This is a genomic window from Phascolarctobacterium faecium DSM 14760 (genome assembly GCF_003269275.1).
Classification (GTDB): domain Bacteria; phylum Bacillota; class Negativicutes; order Acidaminococcales; family Acidaminococcaceae; genus Phascolarctobacterium; species Phascolarctobacterium faecium.
In genome coordinates this window covers 102,739-127,384 of the sequence record NZ_QLTS01000006.1, presented here as the reverse complement: position 1 = coordinate 127,384, position 24,646 = coordinate 102,739, and the positions used below count along the sequence as shown (strand labels likewise).

General features: G+C 40.8%; 24 protein-coding genes. 1 reads left to right on the top strand and 23 read right to left on the bottom strand.

All coding sequences use genetic code 11. The features are described 5' to 3' along the window. A partial coding sequence (locus C8D73_RS11290) for a hypothetical protein (RefSeq protein ID WP_211305800.1) occupies window positions 1–283 on the top strand: 283 nt, incomplete at its 5' end. 26 nt (window positions 284–309) lie between these two features. Here C8D73_RS11290 and scfB read toward each other — a convergent pair. The 23 genes from scfB to C8D73_RS07840 all read right to left on the bottom strand — a co-directional run bounded on the left by scfB (window position 310) and on the right by C8D73_RS07840 (window position 24,634). Then, the gene (scfB, locus tag C8D73_RS07950; protein WP_113077847.1) at window positions 310–1,716 is read right to left on the bottom strand and encodes a thioether cross-link-forming SCIFF peptide maturase; all 1,407 of its coding nucleotides are present in this window, start codon (window positions 1,714–1,716) and stop codon (window positions 310–312) included. A gap of 92 nt (window positions 1,717–1,808) precedes the next feature. Beyond that, on the bottom strand, window positions 1,809–1,952 hold the full coding sequence (gene scfA, locus C8D73_RS07945; protein WP_113077846.1) for a six-cysteine ranthipeptide SCIFF: 144 nt from the start codon (window positions 1,950–1,952) through the stop codon (window positions 1,809–1,811). Window positions 1,953–2,036: 84 nt separating this feature from the next. After that, window positions 2,037–2,879, bottom strand: a complete 843-nt coding sequence (locus C8D73_RS07940; RefSeq protein WP_113077845.1) for a polysaccharide deacetylase family protein — start codon at window positions 2,877–2,879, stop codon at window positions 2,037–2,039. Then, on the bottom strand, window positions 2,872–3,807 hold the full coding sequence (gene whiA / locus C8D73_RS07935) for a DNA-binding protein WhiA (protein WP_021717911.1): 936 nt from the start codon (window positions 3,805–3,807) through the stop codon (window positions 2,872–2,874). Before whiA ends, C8D73_RS07940 begins: the two co-directional genes overlap by 8 nt. 34 nt (window positions 3,808–3,841) lie before the next feature. Further along, a complete protein-coding gene (locus tag C8D73_RS07930; protein ID WP_113077844.1) occupies window positions 3,842–5,200 on the bottom strand; it encodes a gluconeogenesis factor YvcK family protein in 1,359 nt (452 codons plus the stop codon). Window positions 5,201–5,212: 12 nt separating this feature from the next. Beyond that, window positions 5,213–6,079, bottom strand: a complete 867-nt coding sequence (gene rapZ / locus C8D73_RS07925) for an RNase adapter RapZ (protein ID WP_021717913.1) — start codon at window positions 6,077–6,079, stop codon at window positions 5,213–5,215. 167 nt (window positions 6,080–6,246) lie between these two features. Continuing rightward, a complete protein-coding gene (bioA, locus tag C8D73_RS07920) occupies window positions 6,247–7,641 on the bottom strand; it encodes an adenosylmethionine--8-amino-7-oxononanoate transaminase (protein WP_113077843.1) in 1,395 nt (464 codons plus the stop codon). Further along, window positions 7,638–8,375, bottom strand: coding sequence for a dethiobiotin synthase (gene bioD, locus C8D73_RS07915; RefSeq protein ID WP_113077842.1), 738 nt, complete (start codon window positions 8,373–8,375; stop codon window positions 7,638–7,640). Before bioD ends, bioA begins: the two co-directional genes overlap by 4 nt. Before the next feature lie 4 nt (window positions 8,376–8,379). Further along, window positions 8,380–9,573: an 8-amino-7-oxononanoate synthase gene (gene bioF, locus C8D73_RS07910; protein WP_113077841.1), complete on the bottom strand. Its 1,194-nt coding sequence runs from the start codon at window positions 9,571–9,573 to the stop codon at window positions 8,380–8,382. Between the two features lies 1 nt (window position 9,574). After that, window positions 9,575–10,336: a 6-carboxyhexanoate--CoA ligase gene (locus C8D73_RS07905; protein WP_113077840.1), complete on the bottom strand. Its 762-nt coding sequence runs from the start codon at window positions 10,334–10,336 to the stop codon at window positions 9,575–9,577. An 18-nt stretch (window positions 10,337–10,354) separates the two neighbouring features. Next, window positions 10,355–11,344: a biotin synthase BioB gene (gene bioB / locus C8D73_RS07900; RefSeq protein ID WP_113077839.1), complete on the bottom strand. Its 990-nt coding sequence runs from the start codon at window positions 11,342–11,344 to the stop codon at window positions 10,355–10,357. Window positions 11,345–11,506: 162 nt separating this feature from the next. Beyond that, window positions 11,507–12,325: a Cof-type HAD-IIB family hydrolase gene (locus C8D73_RS07895; protein ID WP_113077838.1), complete on the bottom strand. Its 819-nt coding sequence runs from the start codon at window positions 12,323–12,325 to the stop codon at window positions 11,507–11,509. Next, window positions 12,322–12,672, bottom strand: a complete 351-nt coding sequence (locus C8D73_RS07890; protein ID WP_113077837.1) for a hypothetical protein — start codon at window positions 12,670–12,672, stop codon at window positions 12,322–12,324. The genes C8D73_RS07895 and C8D73_RS07890 overlap by 4 nt, the downstream gene beginning before the upstream one ends. Window positions 12,673–12,805: 133 nt before the next feature. Then, window positions 12,806–12,964: a rubredoxin gene (gene rd, locus C8D73_RS07885; protein ID WP_021717921.1), complete on the bottom strand. Its 159-nt coding sequence runs from the start codon at window positions 12,962–12,964 to the stop codon at window positions 12,806–12,808. Window positions 12,965–13,181: 217 nt separating this feature from the next. Further along, on the bottom strand, window positions 13,182–15,005 hold the full coding sequence (gene uvrC, locus C8D73_RS07880; RefSeq protein ID WP_113077836.1) for an excinuclease ABC subunit UvrC: 1,824 nt from the start codon (window positions 15,003–15,005) through the stop codon (window positions 13,182–13,184). Next, the gene (gene uvrA, locus C8D73_RS07875) at window positions 15,005–17,848 is read right to left on the bottom strand and encodes an excinuclease ABC subunit UvrA (RefSeq protein ID WP_113077835.1); all 2,844 of its coding nucleotides are present in this window, start codon (window positions 17,846–17,848) and stop codon (window positions 15,005–15,007) included. Before uvrA ends, uvrC begins: the two co-directional genes overlap by 1 nt. Next, window positions 17,848–19,863: an excinuclease ABC subunit UvrB gene (gene uvrB / locus C8D73_RS07870; protein WP_113077834.1), complete on the bottom strand. Its 2,016-nt coding sequence runs from the start codon at window positions 19,861–19,863 to the stop codon at window positions 17,848–17,850. Before uvrB ends, uvrA begins: the two co-directional genes overlap by 1 nt. A gap of 28 nt (window positions 19,864–19,891) precedes the next feature. After that, complete coding sequence (locus tag C8D73_RS07865) at window positions 19,892–20,644, bottom strand: exodeoxyribonuclease III (RefSeq protein WP_021717925.1); 753 nt, start codon at window positions 20,642–20,644, stop codon at window positions 19,892–19,894. A gap of 179 nt (window positions 20,645–20,823) precedes the next feature. Further along, window positions 20,824–21,096 (bottom strand): anaerobic ribonucleoside-triphosphate reductase, encoded by a 273-nt coding sequence (locus C8D73_RS07860; RefSeq protein ID WP_021717926.1) that lies wholly within the window; start codon window positions 21,094–21,096, stop codon window positions 20,824–20,826. A 142-nt stretch (window positions 21,097–21,238) separates the two neighbouring features. Continuing rightward, window positions 21,239–21,814 carry a hypothetical protein gene (locus C8D73_RS07855; RefSeq protein WP_113077833.1) on the bottom strand — a complete coding sequence of 192 codons (576 nt, stop codon included), beginning with the start codon at window positions 21,812–21,814 and terminating at the stop codon, window positions 21,239–21,241. A gap of 15 nt (window positions 21,815–21,829) precedes the next feature. Further along, a complete protein-coding gene (locus tag C8D73_RS07850; protein WP_113077832.1) occupies window positions 21,830–23,059 on the bottom strand; it encodes a phosphopentomutase in 1,230 nt (409 codons plus the stop codon). Window position 23,060: 1 nt separating this feature from the next. Continuing rightward, complete coding sequence (gene udp, locus C8D73_RS07845; RefSeq protein WP_113077831.1) at window positions 23,061–23,879, bottom strand: uridine phosphorylase; 819 nt, start codon at window positions 23,877–23,879, stop codon at window positions 23,061–23,063. 110 nt (window positions 23,880–23,989) lie between these two features. Beyond that, a complete protein-coding gene (locus C8D73_RS07840; RefSeq protein ID WP_021717930.1) occupies window positions 23,990–24,634 on the bottom strand; it encodes a lactate utilization protein in 645 nt (214 codons plus the stop codon). Window positions 24,635–24,646: the final 12 nt, after the last annotated feature.

Below are 24,646 nucleotides of genomic sequence, written 5' to 3'. Positions count from 1 at the left end.
TTATTTTTTGACTTGGCAAACGCTCCTCTTTCAAGAAACGCTCGCCCGCACATTCGTTTTTGGTTATTGTTCAGTTTTCAAGGTTCTGCCTGCCGTTTTTGACGACTTGTATAGTATATTACATCTTTTCGATGTTGTCAACTACTTTTTTTCATCTTTTTTAACGGCTTTTTTCAGTTATCAACTGCCTTCAATCGCCTCAGGCGACTTTCATTATCTTACTAGATTTTATGAAAAATTTCAAGTGCTTTTTTCATTTTTTTATTTTTTAGCGGCAGTATAAACTGCCGCTAAAAAACATCCTGTAATTTATTTATGTTCTACCTCATATTTGAAATTCGTTATCTCGGGACGCATATCTTTACCTTCCTGCGCTTCTGCGGCCAGAATCGCCTGCAGCACGATAGCGCATTCCAACCGTTTTTTCTGCAATTTACAGCCATATTGATATGGCTTGCTGATGTCACCATTGATAAGATCAGCATTAGCATGACAGCCTCCACTACAGAAAAATCTAGCCCAACAAGTACTGCATTCTGTCTTAGTCATCACATGAGTATGTCTGAATTTTTGTACCAGATCAGGTTTTACGACACCTGTTTCCAACGTTCCTAATTTGTATTCTTCTCTGCCTACAAACTGATGACATGGATAAATGTCGCCTTCGGGCGTTATGGCAAAATATTCATGCCCAGCACCGCAGCCTGCTAAACGTTTAGCCACACAAGGTCCGTTATCAAGAGCAACATTAAAATGGAAAAAATCAAAAGCATCGCCTTCACGGCGCTTTTGCAGATAAGCCCTTGCCAGTTTATCATATTCTTCATATAGTACAGGCAGATCAGCTTCGGTAAGTACATAAGGTTCGTCAATTCCTACAACAGGTTCTACAGAAAGTTCTTTCCCGATCTTTGTCATATCGAGAGTATCTTCAGCAAAATGCGGATTAAAATGAGTATAAGTACCACGCAGATAATAATTTTTTCCATTCCGGCTTTCAATAACTTTTTTAAACCCGCGAACAGCTGCATCATAACTGCCCGTTTTATTTGGGAACGGCCTCATATTATCATGAGTTTCTTTTTTGCCATCCAAACTAAGAACAAGCATGACACGATTATCATTTAAAAATTGAATAATATCATCATTCAAAAGTGTTCCGTTAGTAGTGAGTGTCAATTTGATATTTTTGCCGGTTTCAAATTCACGACGACGCACATAGTTTATGACATGTTTGACAACCTCAGGATTCATCAGCGGTTCACCGCCAAATAGATCCAGCTCTAAGTTATGACGCATTTTACTGCCAGCTATAGCAAACTCCACAGCCTTTTCAGCTGTTTCTTTGCTCATCATTGCACGATATCCTCCAAAATCTCCTGTCCCTGCAAAGCAATATCCACAGCGCAGATTGCAGTCATGAGCTATATGCAGGCATAACGATTTTAGTATTGGTGTTTCTGCAAAAGTCTGGGGCACTTCAAATTCAGGAGAAAAAAGTAATCCTTCTTCCTGTAACTGATGAAGTTCTTCTAAAGCTTCACGCAAATCTTTTTCCGGATAGCTTGTTTGTAAGGCCGCAATGGCTTCATCATCATTAGTTCCATCAAAAACATCAAGCAAATCATAGATGACATCGTCTACCAGATGCACAGCTCCACTGTTAACGTCAAGTACAGCCATATATTCATCAAGACGCATTTTATGAATAAGCATGTATTTCCACCTTTCATAGTAAAACAGCCCCCTGTAAAACAGGGAGCTGCAAATTAAACAAATATACTAGTTAAATAAAGCCACAGCCTGAATTATTTTTGCTCACAAACCTGATTGCCAACAGTGCAGGAAGTTTTGCAGGCAGATTGGCAGGAAGCAGGACATTCGCCGCAGCCGCCGGTTTTTAAAGTTTTGTTCAGAATTGCTTTATTCACGGTTTTAATGTGTTTTCTCATTTTAAGATACCCCCAATATGTTTTGCTTACTGATTTATTTTACCGTTTTTTGCAGATTTCTGCAAGTGTTCTCCTGATATTTTCTTATAAGCTCTTGAAAAAATGTATGTTAATGCCTCGTTCTTTCAAGTATCCAACCCAATAAGAATAACGCAATCTTTCTTTAAAAGTATTGATATTTGAATTGTCAATACAAATACGTCCTAATTCCAACGGCTTTTGTTCCATAGTTTTTTTACTGACAGTGCCAGCATTCCCAGTAACAGCCCAGTAATAACCGTATTCTTTTACCGCCGCTAAAATTTTTGAATTATACATACCATTAGGATATGAAAGTGAACGAACTACATAACCATTATAATCTTTTTTCAGAAAATACCGCGAAGTAGCAAGCTCCCAACTCAAATACTGAGGATCTATATCCGTAAGTATCTGATGATTGATTGTATGAGAACCAATTTCCATCCCATTATCTATCAAAGACTGTATCTGATCGTGTGTCATATATCTGTAATGCCCTATTTTACTATGAACAACAAAAAAGGTCGCTGTAGCGTTATATTTTTTTAAAAGCGGCAGAACATTAGTATAGTTATCAAGATAGCCATCATCGAAGGTCATAACAATTGTTTTTTCTGTAGATTCACCATTGGCAAACATCTCTGCCATTTTTTTCACTGATACCATTTTATAACCATTGTCATGCAAATATTGCAAATGCGTTTCAAAAGTTTCTTTAGAAACAAACAGTTCTTTCATCCAGCCATCTGCCGACCCAATACCATGATATTCCAATATCGGCACAGCCTCTTTACAATACTGTTGATAGTCATACCTTACATAAAAAGCTGTTAAAGCAAGCAATACTATTATACTAATACCAGCGGCAGCCATATATTTTTTATACTTTTTCCAAAGATCACTCATTCTTTATCATCCCTAGTTCTTCAGCTAAATGCTGTATTTTTTTCAAGCGGTGATTAATTCCTGATTTTCCTATTTTCCCTTCGGATAGATCAGCTAATTCATTTAGAGAAGCGTCGGGATGATTTAAACGTAATTCTGCCGTTTCACGTAATGTCAGCGGCAATTTTCCCAATCCCAGATGTTTTTCTATATAACGTATGCTTTCAAGCTGTTGTACAGCTGCCTGCACAACTTTATTAAGGTTTGCCGTCTCACAGTTAACTACTCGATTGACATTATTGCGCATTTCTTTAACAATACGTACATTTTCAAATTCCAACAAAGCATTATGTGCTCCGATAACTGATAAAAACGAGGTGATACCATTTCCTTCTTTCAAATAAACGATATAATCATTTTTTCTGTCTGTTATTTTTACAGGCAATGAAAATCCTTGCATAGTTTTCATGATCATTTTCGCAAAATCCTGGTTCTCAGTTACCATTTCCAAATGGTAATCACTGGCAGGTCTGCTGATCGAGCCACCCGCTAGAAAAGCTCCGCGCAGAAAAGATTTGCGGCAGCAAGGAGTTGTTAATAAAGATGTTTTGCCTCCTTCATTTTCTGCCGGCAACAGCTGTAATTCTTCCAAAGCTTTACCAGCCTCTGGGGAAGGTACTACTTTTACCTGATAGCGATTGTTTTTTTTAAGGCGACGTGATCTTGTTATTACTACTTCTGTTTTAACATCGTAGTTATTTTTAAACAACTGAAGCACACGCCTGGCTAAAGCAGCATTTTCGGTCGAAAAATGAATACCCATATTTCGGCCTCTTAAAATAATAGCACCACTCATTCTCAGCAAACCAAACAGTTCGGCTTTTTCACAGCACTGTTTACCGTTTTCAAGCCGGGCTAGTTCGTTTTTAACTTCGTTAGAAAAAGACACCGGTCATTCTCCTTCTATAAAATAATTGATATATCTATTTTTTCTTTAATTCACGCATGCTTTGCCGCATAAAGAAGTAATCAAAAAATTGTATACCTTTGCCAAATAAACGCAAACGATAAACTAAAGAAATAATAACCTGCGCCAGTTTCTGCGGATTATGCCGCACTAAATCTTTATTACTGATAAGACGCGTGGGAATAACCTGGATCCCAAGCCGTTCTATTTTTTTGATATCGGGCGTAACAGGCATAGAACCTTTTTCGTTATATTGCGCTAATTGCGCCGCTGTAACCCGCTGGTCATTAACAATAACATAATCTAGAAACTGGGTTCCAGCCTGCTGAATAAGTGCCTGTACATGTTCAAAAGCCCCATAACCATCTGTTTCTCCGGGCTGCGTCATTACATTGCATATATAGATTTTCACAGCTTCTGATTTGATAACGGCATCACGAATACCTGTTACCAATAGATTAGGTATGACACTGGTATAAAGACTACCCGGACCAAAAATCAGGATATCAGCATTTAGAATAGCCTGCACTGCACTGGCAGTTGCCGGTGCATCGGCTGGTTCCATAGCCATCGTTCTGATTCTTTTATGTGCTTTTGGTATCTCCGATTCACCGTTAATAATACTGCCATCCGTCATTTCTGCTTTCAGTCTGATATCACGCAGCGTTGACGGAACAACTTTACCGCGCACATTCAAAATCTGACTCGTAGCAGCAAGGCCTGCTTCCATACCACCTTCAGCTTCAGCCATGGCAGCAATAAACAGATTGCCAAAACTGTGTCCCGCCAGCGGCGAATCGCCTTTAAAACGGTACTGCATGATCCGTTCCATCAAAGGTTCGCGATCCGCCAAGGCAACCAGGCAGTTGCGCAGATCCCCGGGCGGTAAAATACCCATTTCTTTCCGCAGCCTTCCTGAAGATCCGCCGTCGTCACCTACAGTGACAACAGCAGTACAGTTATTCGTAATATATTTCATACCGCGCAGCAGAGTTGAAAGTCCAGTGCCACCACCAACAACAGTAATTGCCGGACCGCGTGTCAGCTTGCGCTGCGTAAAGATTATTTCCATCAGCGATGCATTATTATCTGGCATAACAGCCTCAACTACAGAACGAATAATTTTACGAGTTGCATAATACATAATAAATAATCCAGCACATAGGGAAATAAAACCTGTCAACATCGAGACGGTATTAGAATATTTACCAGTAGTAAGATATGACATACGAAAAAGCATTTCTTCAACAAAACCCATAAATTGGTAATTGAAAAATAGTGCCAGCCCAATAGCACAGCACAGCACGCCCCCTGCAAAAAGCAGCAACCAGCGTTTCAGGTTTATTCCCGGACATAACCAACTGATCCAGCCCATAGGAACCTCCTCTTATTTGTTTTTCCGCTGCAGATCACGATGAGTAAGCTGTACGGCATAGCCCTGTGTACGCAAAAATTCATACAATCGATTTGCTATAAATACCGAACGATGCTGTCCCCCGGTACAGCCTACACTTATAACAAGCTGGCTTTTGCCTTCGGAAATGTACTGTGGCAACAAAAATTCAAGCATTTCTTCTTCTTTTTTCAGAAACTGAAACGTTTGAGGGAAACGACAAATAAAATCGGCAACCGGCTGGTCATTGCCAGTTAAACGCTTTAAATCTTCTTCATAAAACGGATTGGGCAAAAACCTGACATCTAAGACCATATCACTATCTAATGGCAGTCCGTGTTTAAAACCAAAGGACTGTACTAAAACAATCATGCGCTCTACACCGCCATTGCCTGAATACAACTTCCAAATTTTTTCTTTCAGCTCTGCTGTAGGCATATCAGTAGTATCGATAATGTGTGTAGCCCTGTTGCGTACTTCAGTCAATCTCTCACGCTCTACAGCAATATTTTCACTGAGGCTTTTACCCTGTCCGAGCGGATGACGGCGACGTGTTTCTTTATACCGCCTGATCAAGCTATCATCGGATGCATCAAGATACAACAATTCATATTCATGTCCCATAGCTTTCATTTCGTCCAATATTTCTATCAACTCGTCAAAAAAACGACCACCGCGTACATCTACTACCAGAGCAGTATTACGGGCCTGCGTTTGACGACATAATTCGGCAAACTTAGGAATAAGTGCCGGTGGCAAATTATCAATACAGAAAAAATTCATATCCTCCAACGTCCGCACAACTTGTGTTTTACCTGCACCGGACATCCCTGTAATGATCAGAAACTTTGATTCTTCCATAAGCTCACCTCCATATATACTAAAACCATAATAAATGACCCTATAAGGTTTATTATACCACAAGGGTATATATTCTCAACAGAATCGAAAATACCTCGTCAAGTTATCATATTATATCACAGTAATCAAAAAAGACGCCCCTTTCAGGGCGTCTTAATCAGCAAAACTTAAAATGCGCAGGGATCAGAAAATTTAATGTTACTATGCAGATCGACTTTCTCAAAAACTTCCTGCATTGCTTGTTCCAGTATACTCAGCATTTCTTCTATCTGCTGTACCGTACTTACCAGCGGCGGCATAAAAATAATAACATCACCAATATTCCTTACAATAAGGCCATATTTTCTGGCTGTCTGGCAAATTCCCCCTGCCATCAAAAGAGTTGAGTCAAAGGGTATTTTTAAATTTTTATCATGCATCAGCTCAATACCGGCAAGCATACCGCATTGTCGGGCATTACCAACATATTTCATAGTATTCATCTTCTGTATATGTTCTGCAATAACCGCCATTTTGGGCGGCAGATTTTCAATAACATCGTCTTTTTCAAAAAGCTCCAACCCGGCAACACCAGCTGCACAAGCCAAAGGATTACCGGTATATGAATGTCCGTGGTAAAAAGTTTTATATTCGGCTGCTTCACCTAAAAAAGTATTGTATATCTCATCAGTCACCATTGTAGCACCTAATGCCATATAACCTGCGGTAATACCTTTGGATAAGCACATCATATCCGGACAGATACCTTCATTCTCACAGGCAAATAATTTCCCGGTACGGCCAAATCCAGTCGCAACCTCATCAATTATCAAAAGCACATTATATTTTTTGGTAAGTTCACGTACACCTTTGATATACCCCTTAGGCTGCATCAACATTCCTGCAGCTGCCTGTACAAGAGGTTCTATAATCATTGCAGCAACTTTATCACTGTTTTCTTTCAAATAATCTTCCAACTCCTGCAGCAAAAAATCCCGGAATTCTATTTCATTGTTTATCCCCTCTATACTGCTGTGGTAAAACGACGGGCAAGTCATTTTTTTAGTATTAAAAAGCAAAGGTTTGTAGACTTTATGAAAAACATCTATATTACCAACGCTAACCGCACCTACCGTATCTCCATGATAAGAATCTCCCAAATTGATAAATTGCTGTTTTTCAGGCAAACCTTTATGCTGCCAGTATTGAAAAGCTATTTTTACTGCCGCTTCCACAGCTGTAGATCCGTCATCTGAATAAAAAACTTTATTCAATCCTTTAGGCGTTACCTCAACTAATTTTTTCGCCAATTCAGCAGAAGGCTTATTAATAAGACCAAGCAAAGTAGTATGGGCTATTTTATCAAGCTGTTTTTTTACAGCTTCATCAATTTCCCAACGGCGATGTCCATGTATATTAACCCATAAACTGGAAATACCGTCATAATAAGCGTTTCCTTCAACATCATACAATTTGACTCCTTCGCCATGATCAATTACCAGCTGCTTATTTTCATTCCATCCTTTCATTTGTGTAAAAGGATGCCAGATATATTCTTTATCCATAAATTCCCATTGATTCATTTTACAGTACCTCCTGCTAATGATAATATTCTATCAATATCAATGTTCGCCTCTGTAATTTCAGCTAATTCAAGACTATTAAATTCATCAAGCAAATGCTGAGATAGGACTGGCAATTTTCCTAAAATTGGTAAACCGGTTAATTTCTCATAATAATAAAGATTGCTTTGCTCCAAGGCACCAGCTTTTTTTCTGTCCCAACCATTAACTATCAATCCCACTACTTTCAAACCATGTATCCTTGCATATTCAGCCGTCAATACAGCATGATTAACATTACCTAGAACAGCTTTAACCACTATAACCAAAGGCAGCTTCAGTTCACTGAAAAAATCTTTAACCAAATATTCATCAGTCAAAGGCGCGGAGATTCCTCCTACGCCTTCAACTATACTGATTTGACTGCCCAAAAGCATCTCCCTTGCTCCTGCCAGCATTACACACGGATCTATTTTTATACCAGCAAGACGGCTGGCTTCAGCAGGAGCCAAGGCAGCCTCCAATACATATGGTACGACCTGATCATGTTTTTCCACATTTAGCCCCGCGCAGTGCAGTAAAAACTCGGCATCTGTAGAAATCAACTTCCCGTCACTATTCTTAACACATCCTGAAGCAGCAGGTTTGTAAACGCCAGTTTTATAACCGCGGTGCCGCATAGCTGCCGCCAAGGCTCCACTTACTACTGTTTTACCTATTTCAGTATCCGTTGCCGTAACGCCTATTCCCAACATTTATTCAGCCTTCTTTCTTTTCACCATGTTTTAGTTCCTGCCAAAGCGCAGTAATTATTTGAGCCGCCTGACGCAACTGCTCTTCGCAATGAGCAGCTGTAACCGTTATCCGAAGGCGGCTTTCGCCACGAGGGACTGTCGGCGGGCGAATACCTGACACTAAAATACCTTTCGACTTCAACCTGTCAGCAAATTGCATCGTAAGCCCAGCCTCCCCAATGACAACTGGTATAATCGGAGTAATACCTTCAACAACATTCAATCCACCTTCCAATAAAAGCCGGCGCATTAGTCTTGAGTTCGCCCGTAAAGAATCAAGGTATTTGGAAGCCTGAGTTTGTAAAAGTAACAACGCTGCATTAGCTGCCGCTAAAGTAGCAGGAGCTAATGCTGTTGAAAAAATAAACGGTCGCGACCTGTTAATAAGATAGTCAATAAGTATTTTTTTACCAGCTACATAACCTCCTTCTGCTGCCAACGCCTTGCTCAATGTTCCTACCTGCAGATCTATTACATCCGTTAAACCGTAATGAGACGCCGTTCCGCTGCCATCATTTCCAATTACGCCCACTCCATGCGCATCATCAACTATAAGGAAGGCATTGAATTGTTTTTTCAGCACCGCCAAAGAAGGCAGATCAGCAATATCACCATCCATACTGAAAACTCCATCTGTAACGATAAATCGCTGACCAGTAACAATTTCCGTCTCTAAAAGCCGCTGTAAATCTGCCATATCATTATGTTTATAAACAACCACTTTGCAACGGCTAATACGGCAGCCGTCAATAATACTTGCGTGATTAAGTTCATCACTGAAAACAACATCACCAGTTTGCAGCAAACCATACAAGACTCCCAAATTGGTCATATAGCCTGTATTAAAAACCAAAGCACTTTCACTATGCTTAAAATCTGCCAGTCGCTTTTCCAGTTCACTTGCTATGAAGGTCCCTCCAGTAGTCAGTCGTGAACCACTGGAACCAGTACCAAATTTTAAAGCCGCTTGGGAAGCTGCTTCAATAACTTCCGGAGCATGAGTAAAACCAAGATAATTATTACTTGCCAATACCAAGTAAGTCTTACCGGTTCGATCCTGTGCCTGAGCTGGATTTACAAAATACAGCTCAGTAATTCTACGCGCCAGCCCTGCTTGACTGATATAAGCCAACTCTTTTGCGATCCTTGTCTCAAGCATCTTATTTATCCTCCGGTCTGATCAATACTACCTGATCCTGTAAATAGGTGATAAGTTTCTGAACATCAGTTCCATGCTCTACAAAAAAAACTCTGCCACCAATCGGGTTGCCATATTCTTTCAATACAGGAATACGTTTATATCCATATTTTGCCGAAGCTACATAACCAGTCACATATTCAGGATCATCCGACCAGCATAATTCAGCGACAACCCCAACAGCACTGGCCACTTTAGATGCCAATACCAAAGCCTCACGGACATGATCCCCAAAAAGCCCTTTTTCTAAAAGTCTCGCCTCATATCTTTCTGAATTGTCACAATCCATTTTACTGACTCTCACACCACGTTCACCTAAAGAGTCTACTCTTAGCCCTGTATCCGCATCCAAAAGCATCGCTCCACGCATACTGTCCCGCAGATTGATTATACGGGAAATCCCAGCCGCTGCAGCTTCAGTACTCACTCCGGCTTTAACAAGTTCCTCCACAGCCGCTTTCCTGCCTGCCATAACACTATCTGCCTGACAGCTTGAAAGCGGCAGCAACGGACGATAAAAAATATCCGCAGTTTTTACCGCTTCTACTTTTAAGCTTATAAAATCCGCCATTCCACGCTGATGCTTTTGTGCCCTATGCAGCATTGCAACAATCGCCTGTTCTATTTTTTCTTCACTTAAAATACGTTCGGCACCAGAAATATGGCGTCCGCCTTGTTCATGCGGACCTCCTTGCGCAGAACGCATTTTGACACTGTAAAGCATATTCTCACCTTCTTGGACTTACAGTACCGGAACAGTAACTTTACGTCCCAAATCTTTAATCATCTGTTTATCAGCATCTGTACTGCGTCCGCCCGTAGTCAGATAACCGCCTATCATAATTCCGTTAAGGCCGCCGTTAAGTGCCAAAGCCTGCAAATCACGTAAATTTACTTCGCGTCCTCCGGCTGTTCTAATCAGTGCTTTAGGCAAAATGAACCGAAACACTGCATAAGCACGCAATATTTCTAAAGGAGTTAAAGTTTTATTATCGGCAAAAGGAGTACCGGGGATGGGAGTAAGTAAATTAAGCGGCACTGAATCTATTCCCAGCCTCTTCAATTCGAAAGCCATTTCAACACGCTGTTTTGCTGTTTCATTAAGTCCAAAAATACCGCCGCTGCAAACTCTTAATCCTGCTTTCTGAGCATTCCGGATCGTAAACATTTTATCTTCATAAGTATGAGTACTGCAGATATCCGGAAAATGGCTGGGTGCAGTTTCAATATTAGAATGATATCTGGTGACACCTATTTTTTTTAATTCAAAAGCCTGTGCTTCTGTTAATATTCCTAACGACGCACAAATTTCAATACCAACTTCCTCTCTAATTCGAATAAGCGTTTTACAAATATTATCAAAATCGTCTGCTTTACTTTGTCCGCGTCCACTAGTAACTATGGAAAACCTTACAGCACCTGCAGCTTTAGCCTTTTTGGCCGCATCAACTATCTCATCTTCCGCTAGCAATGAATATTCTTCAACACCAGTATTATAATGGGCTGACTGAGCACAAAATTTACAATTTTCAGGGCAGCGGCCGCTGCGGCCATTGATGATAGCACAACAATCTACAGCATCCCCTGTAAACTTTTGTCTGATTCTATCTGCCATAGCTAAAAGCAGCATCGTATCATCATCGCTAACATCAATAAGCTGTTCAGCTTCTTGACAGGTTATTGATCCACCCTGAAGAACTCTATCCGCTAAGCTTAAAATTAAATTTTTCATTTCTCCAGCTCCTTCGTAAACCTTTATTTTTTTTTAGTTAACAATCAAATTATAGCTCGTCAACGCTTTTTAGTCAACTAGTTAACTTAAGATGGTTAACGTATAATAAAAGGCACCGCTGTAAAAACAGCGGTGCCTTTTATTATTTTTCTGTAAATTATCTTATTGTAAATTTATCTCAGCCTGCCTGGTAAGTATATTTTCGATAGCCAATGCCACGCCATCATTATCATTACTAGCAGTAATCAATTTTGCCGCCTGCTGGACCTGAGGTTTTGCGTTAGCAACAGCAACGCCGATACCAGCATTGGCAATCATCGAAATATCATTATTTGAGTCGCCTATACACATGATTTCATCCGGTTTAATACCAAAACTTTCCGCCAATTCTTTAACAGCAACCCATTTATTAACCGCAGGCTCCATCAGCTCCAAAAAATTGTCCTTAGAACTGGTTACGTCAATACGTCTATCAAAACGATTCGCCACATCTTGCCAAGCCGCTGCAAAATCACTGCTTTCAGTCATCAGTAATAATTTATACGGAGCTTTGGTTATATGATATACAGCTTCACCAACAGCAGTCGTAGGAACACCGGAAATACGGCTATACATACGAGAATATTCATTTTCTTCCTTTACAAGCAGTTCATCATCTATATATACCTGAACATAATAGTCTTTTTCTTTGCAATAGGACAGAGCATCTAAAGCAGTTTGCAGCTGCATTGGTTTCCGAACGTATACTTTTTCTGAAAGCGCACCCTTTACCAATGCTCCATTATAAGCGATCAAAGGAACATCCAATTGTAATTGTTCAGCAAAGGGCTTGATAGATCTGTACATTCTGCCCGTTGCAAGAGTAAAAACAATTCCTGCAGCTAATGCTCTTTTAATAGCAGCAAGGTTACGCGGAGATATTTTCCGCTCATTATTGAGCAATGTATCATCCATATCACTGGCAATCATTTTGATTTTCATTCTTTGATCTCCTTTTTAACTGTTAGTTCAGTAACACCTAATACCATCAGACAAAATACCGCCAGCAAAACTAACGCACCAAATTTATCAGTCACTGTATAACCTGGCAGCAAACGCATAATATCCATAGTTAGACAGCTGCTGCCCACAAACAGCAAAGCCCGCTTCCGTAAGATAGAACCACCAAGTTTCCATACTAAAATCTGGACTAAGGCACTGCCAATACCAGCAATACATGCCCCTGCTATCAGACCGCCCAATGTGACGACCTCCATAACATCAGTCCAGTAAATCAAACAAAAATAAAGCACGCTCAAAGTTACGGCGCGCAGAAAAAATGCATACATACCATCACCCGAGATATATTATACCACAAGGGTACGTATTCTCAACAGACTAGAAAGCACCTCGTCAAGTTTTTACACAGTACTATAAAATAAAAAGAAGTTTCGCATAGCGAAACTTCTTTGATATTATTATTTATTGTTTACTGAACTGGTCTTTGCCAACACCGCACAAGGGACAAACCCAATCTTCCGGTAAATCTGCAAAAGCAGTGCCTGCCGCTATCCCATTATCAGGATCTCCTATTTCCGGATCATAAATATACCCACAAACATCACATACCCATTTTTCCATTTGTTTCAACTCCTTAAATTGATATTTTCAACTACATCAGCGACCTGCTGTAAAACAAAACCTTATTTTTTCAAGCTCTGTTAATTAAGCATTAACTACGACATCAAAAAGCAAGTCCTGTTTTACCACAAAATTACCGCTAATTGTTCTTTAATAATATTATACCATCAATACAGCAAAAGTCATCAAACAAAATTTACATAAATGACGATTTAATTTATTTAAGCACTTCTCGCTTTTCTGGCAAATCTAAACGAAAAAAATCATAAATACGCTGTGCTGTTGGATAATTCATACCTTCCACTTCTGCTAATTCTTCTACACTGGCAGCTTTCATCGCATCCAGCGACTGAAAGCGTTTCCATAAAGCCTGACGTCTTTTCGTGCCAATACCTTCAATATGATCAAGTACCGAAACCAAATTCCGCTTACTACGCAATTTGCGATGATATGTTATGGCAAAACGGTGTGCTTCATCTCGAATCCGCTGTATCAAATGAAGAGAAGCAGAATCTCGATCCAATAAGATACTTTCAGACGAACCCTCTGTAAATATTTCTTCTTCCCGTTTAGCCAAGCCAATAACAGGAAGTTCATGCAGACCTAAGCCACGAATAACTTCCAGCGCTGAACTCAGCTGTCCTTTACCACCGTCGATAATGACAAGACTTGGCAGTTCCTCATAATCTTTATAGCGTCGGTAAACGACTTCCTGCATTGATTTAAAATCATCTGGTTTCCCTTCTGTAGATTCAATTTTATAACGGCGGTAATCTTTTTTACAGGGTTTCCCATTACGAAAAACCACCATTGAAGCTACCGTTTCTGTTCCCTGAGTATGCGAAATATCAAAACAATCTATTCTTTCTAATGCATTTGGCAATTGCAGAGCTTTCTGTAATTCTTCTGCCGCCTGTTCCTCTGTTTTCAGCGAAACCTGACCTTTGCGCAGCCTCTCTTCAAGAAGTTTGGCTGCATTTTCAACCGCAAGATGCAATAATTCACGTTTAGTTCCCCTCCGGGGCTGTAAAAACTCAACTTTACGCCCGGCTCTTGCTGTCAGCCACTCTTCCAGAACGATCAACTCATCCGCTGCTGGAAGAACTGGCAAAAGTATTTCCCGCGGTACAAAAGATGCCTCGTTATAATATTGTTTAATAAAAGCAGTCAAAATTTCCTGATCGCTGTCATCATCATTTTGTAAAAAGAAATTATCACGACCAATCAACTTGCCGCCACGAACAAAAAATATCTGCAAACAAGTTCCGGTACTATCTTTGGCAAGACCTACTACATCAAGATCACCACCGCTTGTTACAGCCTTCTGCTGTTCGTTCAGTCTTATTACAGCCTGCAGTTGGTCACGTACCCGGGCAGCTTCTTCAAAAGCATAATTTTCAGCGGCCTGCTGCATCTGCAACTTTAGTTCACGTTCAAGTTCAGACGTACGCCCATCTAACAGTAAACACACGGCTCTGATCATTTTTCCATAATCTTCTCGGGAAACATACCCCGCACATGGAGCAAGGCAACGTTTAATATGATATTGCAGGCAGGGCCTATCGGTATTCATTTTTCGGCAATTGCGCAAAGGAAACATTGACCGCAGCAGTTTAACAGTAGCGTGCATTGCCCCAGCATCTGCATAAGGACCATAATATTTAGCACCGTCACGAAGCTGTTTGCGCGTAACATAAATACGCGGGAAATCTTCCTGCATCGTTACCTTCAAATAAGGATAAGTTTTATCATCCTTAAGCATAATATTATAGCGCGGACGGTGCTTTTTTATTAAATTGCATTCTAAAATAAGCGCTTCAACTTCGCTGTCTGTAACAATGGTTTCTATTTCAGCAACTTTTGCGACTAATGCTTTAACTTTTACAGTATGTGATGCCAGATTACGAAAATAACTGCGTACACGATTTTTTAATACTACCGCCTTTCCGACATAGATAATTTTCCCATGTTCGTCACGCATTATATAAACGCCAGATTTATCCGGCAGTACAGCTAAAGTTTTAGCAATAGATTCATTCATTACTGATACCACCCATGTTTTTTAGCCTGAGCCAAAGCTTGTTTAATATATTGACCTGTATATGATTTCTTGTTTTTAGCTACTTCTTCAGGAGTACCACAGGCAAGCAGAGTACCTCCCTTGTCACCGCCCTCAGGACCCAAATCGATAATATAATCGGCAGTTTTGATAACGTCAAGATTATGCTCAATAACAACGACGGAATCACCTGCTCCGACCAGTCTTTGTAATACCTCTAATAATTTATGTACATCTGCTATATGCAGGCCGGTTGTAGGTTCATCTAAAATATACAGAGTTTTCCCTGTGCTGCGCCGTGATAATTCTGTTGCCAGTTTCACGCGCTGCGCCTCACCACCGGAAAGTGTTGTTGCAGCCTGCCCTAACCTAATATAACCTAAACCAACATCTTCAAGAACCTCAAGCTTACGATAAATACGTGGCAGATTTTTAAAAAATTCACAGGCTTCCGTTACAGTCATGTCTAAAACTTCGGCAATAGTTTTTCCTTTGTAATGTACCTCCAGGGTATCACGATTATAGCGGGCACCATGACATACCTCGCAGGGAACGTATACGTCAGGCAGAAAATGCATCTCTATTTTATTCATACCATCGCCGCGGCAAGCTTCACAGCGTCCGCCTTTAACATTAAAGCTGAAGCGCCCTGGCTTATAACCGCGCAGTTTTGCTTCATTTGTCTGGCTGAACAGTTCACGAATAAAATCAAAAACTCCGGTATAAGTAGCCGGATTTGAACGAGGGGTCCTTCCAATAGGAGACTGATCAATATTAATAACCTTATCGATCTCACTCAATCCCAAAATTTCTTTATGGTCTGCTGGCCGCAGACGTGCCCCATGCAGTTTCGCAGCCAATGCGTTATAAAGAATATCGTTAATCAGCGTTGACTTGCCACTACCGGAAACACCAGTCACAACAGAGAAAACACCTAAAGGAATTTTTACATCGATGTTCTTAAGATTATTTGCCTTGGCTCCTTTAATTTCAATAAAACGACCGTCATTACTTCTGCGTTTTTTCGGTACAGGAATAAATTTGCGTCCGCTAAGATACTGACCGGTAATTGATTGCTCTGACTGCTTGACGACTTCAGCAGTTCCCTGTGCTACTACATTACCGCCATGCTCACCGGCTCCAGGACCAATGTCAATAATCTGATCAGCAGCATACATTGTCTCTTCATCGTGTTCAACTACCAGCAGCGTATTTCCCAGATCACGCAAATGCTTCAATGTCTCAAGTAATTTACTGTTATCACGCTGATGCAGCCCAATACTTGGTTCGTCTAAAATATATAATACGCCTACCAAACCAGAACCAATCTGTGTTGCCAGACGAATACGCTGTGCCTCACCGCCAGAAAGCGTTCCGGCAGCACGATCCAAAGTAAGATAATCCAGTCCGACATCATTCAGAAATTTTAGCCGGGCCAGAATTTCTTTTAGGACTTGTTTTGCTATAATCTGCTGTCGTTCAGTAAGTTTCAACGCATTAAAAAATTCTATTGCATCACGTACGGTCAACGCTGTGACCTGACAAATATTTTTACCGCCAACAAGAATGGCAAGAACCTCTTTTTTCAACCTGGCACCATGACACACAGGGCAAGGAGTACTTGTCATAAACCCTTCAATATCCAAACGCATCCGTTCGGAAAAAGCTTCTCGATGGCGACGGCGCAGCATAGGAATAATACCCTCAAAAGCAGTAGTATGTTTTTTTACTTCTCCCTGCATATTTTCATAGACAAAAGAAAATTTTTCTTCACCGCTGCCATACCAGAGCAAGTCTTTTATTTTTTCCGGTAAATCGTTCCAAACCGTACCAAAATCATATCCATAAGCCTTCAGAACCGCTCCCAGCTGTTTCATATGATAAGCTTCCATATTCGTGCTGAGTGCTGCAATTGCACCTTCCGCAAAGGGTTTAGCGCCATCTGGAATAATCAGCTCTTTATCCAATTCCATATTCATGCCCAACCCAGTACATTCAGGACAAGCACCATAAGGGTTATTGAAGGAAAAGAGACGCGGCTCGATTTCAGGCAAACTTATACCACAATCACTGCAGGCAAAATGTTCGCTGTACAATTGCGTTTCACCATTAATAACATTTATTTCCACCAAACCATCAGCCAACTTTAAAGCCGTCTCTATAGAATCTGATAACCTCTGAGCGATACCATCACGTACAGCCAAACGATCAACTATCACGGATAAGTCGTGCTTTCTTTTCTTATCCAGAGATATTTCTTCATCTAATGTGCGCACCTCACCATCAATATACATTCTGGCGTAACCAGCTTTGCGCATAGAATCTAAAATTTTCTGATGTTCACCCTTACGGCCGCGCACCAAAGGTGCCATAACCATAAATTTAGTATTTTCAGATAGTTCCAGAACATGATCGACAATCTGCTCAACTGTCTGCCGTTCAATAATTTTTCCGCAATTTGGGCAATGAGGTTCTCCAATACGGGCAAACAACAAGCGCATATAATCATATATTTCAGTTACTGTGCCCACTGTTGAACGCGGATTACGACTGGTAGTCTTCTGGTCGATGGAAATGGCAGGGCTGAGCCCTTCAATATAATCCACATCCGGCTTATCCATCTGTCCTAAAAATTGACGCGCATAAGCGGACAGCGATTCGACATAACGACGCTGCCCTTCCGCATAGATAGTATCAAATGCCAAAGAAGATTTACCGCTGCCAGATAAACCGGTAACTACAACCAGCTCATCACGCGGTATCTCAACTGTGATATTTTTCAGGTTATGCTGCCTGGCACCTTTTACAATTAATTGTTCTTTCATTACTTACTCCTGTTTTTAGGTTTAGGCGACAATTTCTGGCCTAACTGTCCTTTAATTACGATCAAACGGTCCCTTAATTCTGCAGCAAGCTCAAAGTTAAGTTCCTTGGCAGCAACAGCCATACGTTTTTCAAGTTCTTTCGCCATTTTCTGCAATTCTTTTTCCGACCGTTTTTTTATCGCATTATCACTGTAATCTTCCGTCCCGTCATCCTCGGCAATCTTCGTCAGTTTTATCAGCTGACGTTGTTCTTTATAGATAGTTTTTGGTGTAATCTGATGCTCTTTATTATAATCTTCCTGCAGTTCCCGGCGGCGGTTTGTTTCATCAATGGCACGCCGCATTGAATCCGTAATACGGTCAGCATACATTATAACCCGTCCGTGCTCATTACGGGCAGCTCTGCCAATGGTCTGGATCATAGCAGTATCACTGCGTAGAAAACCTTCTTTATCGGCATCTAAGATAGCAATCAGAGAAACCTCGGGTAAATCCAGGCCTTCCCGCAGCAGATTTATTCCAACCAGTACATCAAACTTACCATTACGCAGATCATCAATAATTTCAGCACGCTCAATAGTAGCAATCTCAGAATGCAAATAACGGACTTTTACCCCAGCTTGTTTCAAATATTCAGTCAGATCCTCAGACATCCGCTTAGTCAGAGTTGTAACTAAAGTACGTTCTCCTGCTTCAGTAACTTTATGTATTTCATTCAGCAAATCATCAATCTGACCTTTGATTGGCCTGATTTCTACCTGCGGATCTAATAAACCAGTAGGTCTGATAATCTGCTCTACCACCTGCTGCGTCTGCTCCATTTCATATTTTGCAGGAGTTGCGGAAACATAAATCACCTGATTTATCTGCTGCTGAAATTCATCAAAGGTAAAAGGCCTATTATCAAAAGCAGAAGGCAGCCTGAATCCATGTTCTACAAGCATCTCTTTACGCGAACGGTCACCAGCGTACATCGCCCTGATCTGTGGTAATGTCACATGTGATTCATCAATTACTAATAGGAAATCCTTGGGAAAATAATTAACTAAAGTAAATGGAGGTTCTCCTGCCTTACGATTAGCTAAATGCCGTGAATAATTTTCGATTCCGGAGCAGTACCCCATTTCATTCATCATTTCCAGATCATAGTTAGTACGTTGTTCCAGACGTTGTGCTTCCAGCAATTTATTATGTGAATTAAGATATTCAAGTCGTTCTGCCAATTCTACTTTAATGTCTTCCATTGCCCGATCCAGGTTTTCACGAGAGGTTACATAGTGAGAAGCAGGGAAAATAGCAACATGGCTGCGTTTAGCCAAAATTTCTCCAGTCAGTACATCAACTTCCAATATCCGCTCAACTTCGTCATCAAACATCTCAATGCGTACTGCTTTTTCATTATAGCCAGCAGGAATAACTTCGATAACATCTCCGCGAACACGGAAAGTACCACGTTGAAACGCAATATCATTACGATCATATTGAATCTCGACTAATTTGCGTAAAATAGCTTGTCTGTCAATCTTCTGTCCTACACGCAGAGACAGCACCATATCATAATATTCCTGTGGCGCACCCAATCCATAAATACAAGATACACTGGCCACAATAATTACGTCACGGCGTTCAAATAAAGCGCTAGTAGCAGAATGTCGGAGTTTATCTATTTCATCATTGATCGATGCATCTTTTTCAATATAGGTATCAGATTGTGGAATATAAGCCTCCGGTTGATAATAATCGTAATAACTCACAAAATATTCCACTGAATTTTCAGGAAAAAAAGCTTTAAACTCACTTGCTAACTGTGCCGCCAATGTTTTATTATGCGCAATAACCAATGTTGGTTTATTCACTTTATTAATAACCTGCGCAATAGTATAGGTTTTCCCAGTTCCGGTAGCCCCGAGCAAGACCTGTGTCCGCAGTCCTCTTTCTATACCTTCTGCCAACTTCTCAATAGCCTGAGGCTGATCTCCATCCGGCTCAAAAGGTGCTGTTATTTTAAAATCCATATTTTGACCTCTTGTCATTACTAAAAATTTATTTCAAAACTAATCCGACTGGGCAATGGTCACTGCCCGTGATATCAGCATAAATCACGCTGTCTTCTATTCTGTCAGCCCATCTGTCAGAAACAAGCCAGTAATCAATACGCCATCCCGCATTCTTTTCGCGCGCTTTAAACATATACGACCACCAGGTATAAGCACCTTCTTTTTCGGGATAGAGATGGCGAAACGAGTCAGTAAACCCCGCCGTTAACAACTCCGTCATTTTTGCTCTCTCTTCATCAGTAAACCCGGCATTATTACGATTAGTTTTCCAGTTTTTCAAATCTATCTCACGATGAGCAACATTAAGATCTCCGCAAACAAGCACCGGTTTAATTTGGTCAAGCTTCAACAGATAATCACGAAATGCATCTTCCCATATCTGTCTGTAATCCAACCGTTCCAGCCCGCGCTGTGAATTAGGCGTATATACATTTACCAGATAAAACTCCTGATATTCGGCAGTAATAACACGCCCTTCTTTATCATGTTCTTCAATTCCCAAACCATAGGTGACAGTAAGAGGCTTGACTTTAGAAAAAACAGCCGTACCGGAATACCCCTTTTTTTCAGCGCTGTTCCAGTACTCCTCATATCCAGGAAAAACAAACTCCGCCTGCTCACGCTGCATTTTTGTTTCCTGAACGCAAAAAACATCTGCGTCGACGCTGTCCATAAATTCTTTAAAGCCTTTATTCATACAGGCCCGCAGCCCATTTACATTCCAAGAAATAAATTTCATCTCAACACTTCCCATCTGCAGTTTTTTTGACTAAAAAAATTCTTTAATAGTAATATTTTATCATTTATCATAGCTTTTTTAAAGAGACTTCACCGAACAGGATTTGACAATTCTGCAAACAAACGTACACCCAAATAAAAAACCTCGACCATATCAGGTCGAGGCATTAAAACTTAATTTCATTGAATATGAGAAACTCTATCAGCGGCTTCTTTTTTCTTAGCATCGTTAAAACGCGGCAAAGTACTGAGATAACCGGTAATACGGCGTACACGCACTATGGTGTCATAATGTGGTTTAACGACTACATCATTACCGTCAAGCCCTAAATCCAAAGACAACAATGTTTTATGCGGCATTACCTGTAATTGATTATTGAGATAAATGGCGGCTTCTTCTTGCGAGATCCCATCCGCGCAATTAATTTTTATACCATGCAGTTCATAGGTCATGTTAACCAGCTCCTTAGATAAAATTCCATGACCTAATTATAAATCAATAATAATTATTTGTAAAGCCCTTTCTACAATATTTTGTGTTTATTTCACTTATTAACTTTTCCATATACAATATTTAGTACATCATTTTATGACTTCAATTAATAACAGGACGATTTTCCATGATATTTACCTGTTTGCTGATTGCCCATTTCATAGTTTCTTCCGGAGCAGTCTGATTCCCCAATTCTTTTATTTCATTTTCCCTAATCCGTTTTTTAGAGAATCTATCACCATCTTTTCGGTAAACATAGATATCAGCATTTAAAACCGTTCTTACATAGGTTGAACCGTCTTCATTACGCCATATCATTCCCTGCACCATCTGCTCGTACATGTCGTGCACAATGACCAAAACTAACGCTTCCGCTGGTATTTCTTCTGCTATCTTCCTCGCAACAGATTGGTCGACAACGCTTTTTCCATGTCCCGTAAAAATATTTTCTGCAGTCACCTTTTTAGTCCGATCTGTATCAACCAGCTTAAAATCAGGGAAATGATACGCCCAACGTACAGGCTCACGCCACATTTTATAAACCTGCTGCGTTACGTTACCACTGTTATCAAAAACTACAAAGGCTACAGGCTGATCAGCAAAAGCGGCAGCCGTATTAGGAACAATTGCCACTATTGTTAATAAAACAGCCAACAACAGCCAGTTAAATTTTTTCATTAATACTCCCTCCTATCAGCGTAATTCAGCTGCTTTACCATTGGCAAGCCGCTCTATACCTAAATGAACAGCTATTGTCTGACCGATATCAGAAAACGTCCGCATGGGTAGTAAAGCCTTACTAACAATATTTTTACCAAAAAACAAGACCGGAATTTTTTCACGTGTATGGTCACTGCCACTCCAGGTTGGATCACATCCATGATCTGCAGTAACCAGCAACAGGTCATCTTGCTTTAATAACCTAAGCAGTTCAGGCAAACGATCATCAAAATATTCCAATCCTTCCCCATAGCCTTCAACATCACGCCGATGCCCGAAGGAAGAATCAAAATCCACAAAATTTACAAAAACCAGGCTATTATCAGGAGCTTCTTGCACAGCCTGCAATGCAGCGGCAAATAATTTATCAAGACCACTGGCAGGATAATGCTTCGTAATTCCGCGGTGAGCAAAAATATCAGCAATTTTACCCACCGCATAGACACTGCCGCCTGCGGCTACCAGTTTGTCCAGCAACGTATCAGCAGGAGCAGGCACAGCATAATCATGCCTGTTGCCAGTCCGCACAAAATCTTCTGCACGAGTGCCCACAAAAGGACGCGCTATAACGCGCGCTATATGGTAAGGTTTAACTAGTTCATAGCAAATCTTACATAATTCATATAATCGTTCAAGACCAAACACTTCTTCATGCGCCGCAATTTGCAAAACACTGTCTGCGCTGGTGTAAATAATTGGCTTGCCAGTCTTTAGATGTTCTTCACCCAGTTCTTTTATTATTTCAGTTCCAGATGCATGCTTTTCCCCCAATACCCCCGGCAAATTTCCCTGTTTAATAATTTTCTCAACTAATTCCTTTGGAAAACATTTTAGCTGCTGCGGAAAATACCCCCAGTCAAAAAGTACCGGGACGCCTGTAATCTCCCAGTGCCCGCTCAGAGTATCTTTACCATGGCTTATTTCCTCTGCATAAGTATAAGCAGCATCGATTTTACTATCGTCACTGCTTAGAGGATACGCCAGCTTTTGACCACGGCTGAGCTCTGCCGCACCTGCCAGTCCTAACCTTGCCAGATTAGGCAGATGTAAATACCTGGAACTTCCATCCGCACTTTTGCGGTTTGCAGCCATCCACTCACAAATATGGCCTAATGTATCTGCACCGCTGTCACCAAACTTTTCAGCGTCATGGGCATAGCCAATACCAAAAGAATCCAATAATAAAATAATACTTCTTGCCATGTTATTTACCTGCCTTTATTAAATCCTGCAAAGTCTTTTTTACTACTGCCTGAAATCTTTGCGAAGCCAATTCGTAAAGATCCTGCGGCGCAACCAGTTCGCTGTCAGTCCTTTTAGCAACGACGCCGCAAATTGAAGCCGCTTGCAAACCAAAACTCTGAGCAACTATAAACAGCGCTGCAGTTTCCATCTCATAATTTAAAGCTCCTAATGCCTGCCACTCTTGTAGACTCCCCTGCAATGATTTTCTCACATAGCCTGTATAGCTGTCATAACGTTCCTGACCAGGCCAAAAAGTATCACTGGAAACAGAAATACCAGTATGATATGGAATTGACAGACTTTCTGCTGCCTGCTGCAGGGCCAGAGTTAACTCAAATGAAGCCACTGCAGGAAAATTCAAAGGCGCATAGTGCTGTGACGTTCCGTCTAAACGTACTGCCGCTTTATTGATAACAAGATCACCAAGTTCTACATCTTTCTGAATAGAACCAGTTGTTCCGACACGAATAAAATTCTTTATGCCAAGACGTGCCAATTCTTCCATTCCTATGGCGACAGAAGGTCCTCCCATGCCTGTAGAACAAACCAATACCGATGTTCCTTCAACATCCGCCAGCCAGCTTGTATATTCACGATGACAACCGACAGGCTCAGCGGTGCCAAGAGCTCTGGCCAACGCTTCTACACGCCCTGGATCTCCAGGCAGCAAAGCATACTCTGCTCCTTTAAGCATTTCTGCTGAAATACCAATATGATAAAGAACTTCATTAGGCATTACTTTATTCCCCACGCTACTGCCTCGCTTTCTTAAAATCATACTTCTACTTAATCTATATATTCGCCATTTTCATACTTGCTCCTGCTAAAAGATATTACAGCAATGTGAAATAAAAAACTGCCGCAGCAAATGCTGAGACAGTAATATTTTTAATAACCCAAACTCTCGCCAACTAAAATCACTTTGATTTTTCCTTTAGGTTTACAGCGTCTGGTAGTCAATATATAATTGCAAATACAGTCAGGTGCGTTACAATCTGCACAAAGCCCTGTTTCCATACAAGGAGTTTTTAACTGAGGAAAACGTTGAACATTAATAGGCGCCGCCAACATTCTCACACGTGCCAAAGCATCATCCTGGGTTTTGACGATTTTATTGATCCCTGCAATAACAATTACACTTTTAGGACCATACACCATAGCTGCCACACGATTTCCAGTACCATCAATATTTACCAGCTGTCCATCTTCACTAACAGCATTACTGCTCATTAAAAAAGTATCACACAACAGTGCTTTACGCATCAGCTCCGTTCTCTGCGCAGGTGTTTCTGCCGTGTCACGGTCAATAACCTTATAGCGTCCGCTTCGCATTACATCTAACAGTCCAATTTCCTGTATGGTAACGGAACCGCCCCAGGATACAACGTCGTCTTCAGATATAAGTTCTAATGCTTTGTCTAAAGCCGCAGGCTTATCCGAACAATAAAAAGCTTCAAAACCACGTCTTTCCAAATTTTTCAAAACTGTTTTACATGCAGCTTCACTGCGTAATTGAGTAGGAGTTTTTGCCATTCTGCTCACCTC

Excerpts from the sequence above, each read along its gene's own strand:
- udp (WP_113077831.1), bottom strand. The coding sequence starts at position 23,879 with ATGATTTTAAGAAAGCGAGGCAGTAGCGTGGGGAATAAAGTAATGCCT.
- C8D73_RS07850 (WP_113077832.1), bottom strand. The coding sequence starts at position 23,059 with ATGGCAAGAAGTATTATTTTATTATTGGATTCTTTTGGTATTGGCTAT.
- rapZ (WP_021717913.1), bottom strand. The coding sequence starts at position 6,079 with ATGGAAGAATCAAAGTTTCTGATCATTACAGGGATGTCCGGTGCAGGT.
- C8D73_RS07860 (WP_021717926.1), bottom strand. The coding sequence starts at position 21,096 with ATGACCTATGAACTGCATGGTATAAAAATTAATTGCGCGGATGGGATC.
- C8D73_RS07855 (WP_113077833.1), bottom strand. The coding sequence starts at position 21,814 with ATGAAAAAATTTAACTGGCTGTTGTTGGCTGTTTTATTAACAATAGTG.
- C8D73_RS07865 (WP_021717925.1), bottom strand. The coding sequence starts at position 20,644 with ATGAAATTTATTTCTTGGAATGTAAATGGGCTGCGGGCCTGTATGAAT.
- C8D73_RS07840 (WP_021717930.1), bottom strand. The coding sequence starts at position 24,634 with ATGGCAAAAACTCCTACTCAATTACGCAGTGAAGCTGCATGTAAAACA.
- bioD (WP_113077842.1), bottom strand. The coding sequence starts at position 8,375 with ATGTTGGGAATAGGCGTTACGGCAACGGATACTGAAATAGGTAAAACA.
- rd (WP_021717921.1), bottom strand. The coding sequence starts at position 12,964 with ATGGAAAAATGGGTATGTGATGTTTGTGGGTATATTTATGATCCGGAA.
- uvrA (WP_113077835.1), bottom strand. The coding sequence starts at position 17,848 with ATGAAAGAACAATTAATTGTAAAAGGTGCCAGGCAGCATAACCTGAAA.
- bioF (WP_113077841.1), bottom strand. The coding sequence starts at position 9,573 with ATGCTTGAGACAAGGATCGCAAAAGAGTTGGCTTATATCAGTCAAGCA.
- scfA (WP_113077846.1), bottom strand. The coding sequence starts at position 1,952 with ATGAGAAAACACATTAAAACCGTGAATAAAGCAATTCTGAACAAAACT.
- bioA (WP_113077843.1), bottom strand. The coding sequence starts at position 7,641 with ATGAATCAATGGGAATTTATGGATAAAGAATATATCTGGCATCCTTTT.
- C8D73_RS07940 (WP_113077845.1), bottom strand. The coding sequence starts at position 2,879 with ATGAGTGATCTTTGGAAAAAGTATAAAAAATATATGGCTGCCGCTGGT.
- uvrB (WP_113077834.1), bottom strand. The coding sequence starts at position 19,863 with ATGGATTTTAAAATAACAGCACCTTTTGAGCCGGATGGAGATCAGCCT.
- C8D73_RS07895 (WP_113077838.1), bottom strand. The coding sequence starts at position 12,325 with ATGAAAATCAAAATGATTGCCAGTGATATGGATGATACATTGCTCAAT.
- C8D73_RS07930 (WP_113077844.1), bottom strand. The coding sequence starts at position 5,200 with ATGGGCTGGATCAGTTGGTTATGTCCGGGAATAAACCTGAAACGCTGG.
- scfB (WP_113077847.1), bottom strand. The coding sequence starts at position 1,716 with ATGCTTATTCATAAAATGCGTCTTGATGAATATATGGCTGTACTTGAC.
- uvrC (WP_113077836.1), bottom strand. The coding sequence starts at position 15,005 with ATGAATGAATCTATTGCTAAAACTTTAGCTGTACTGCCGGATAAATCT.
- bioB (WP_113077839.1), bottom strand. The coding sequence starts at position 11,344 with ATGAAAAATTTAATTTTAAGCTTAGCGGATAGAGTTCTTCAGGGTGGA.
- C8D73_RS07905 (WP_113077840.1), bottom strand. The coding sequence starts at position 10,336 with ATGCTTTACAGTGTCAAAATGCGTTCTGCGCAAGGAGGTCCGCATGAA.
- C8D73_RS07890 (WP_113077837.1), bottom strand. The coding sequence starts at position 12,672 with ATGTATGCATTTTTTCTGCGCGCCGTAACTTTGAGCGTGCTTTATTTT.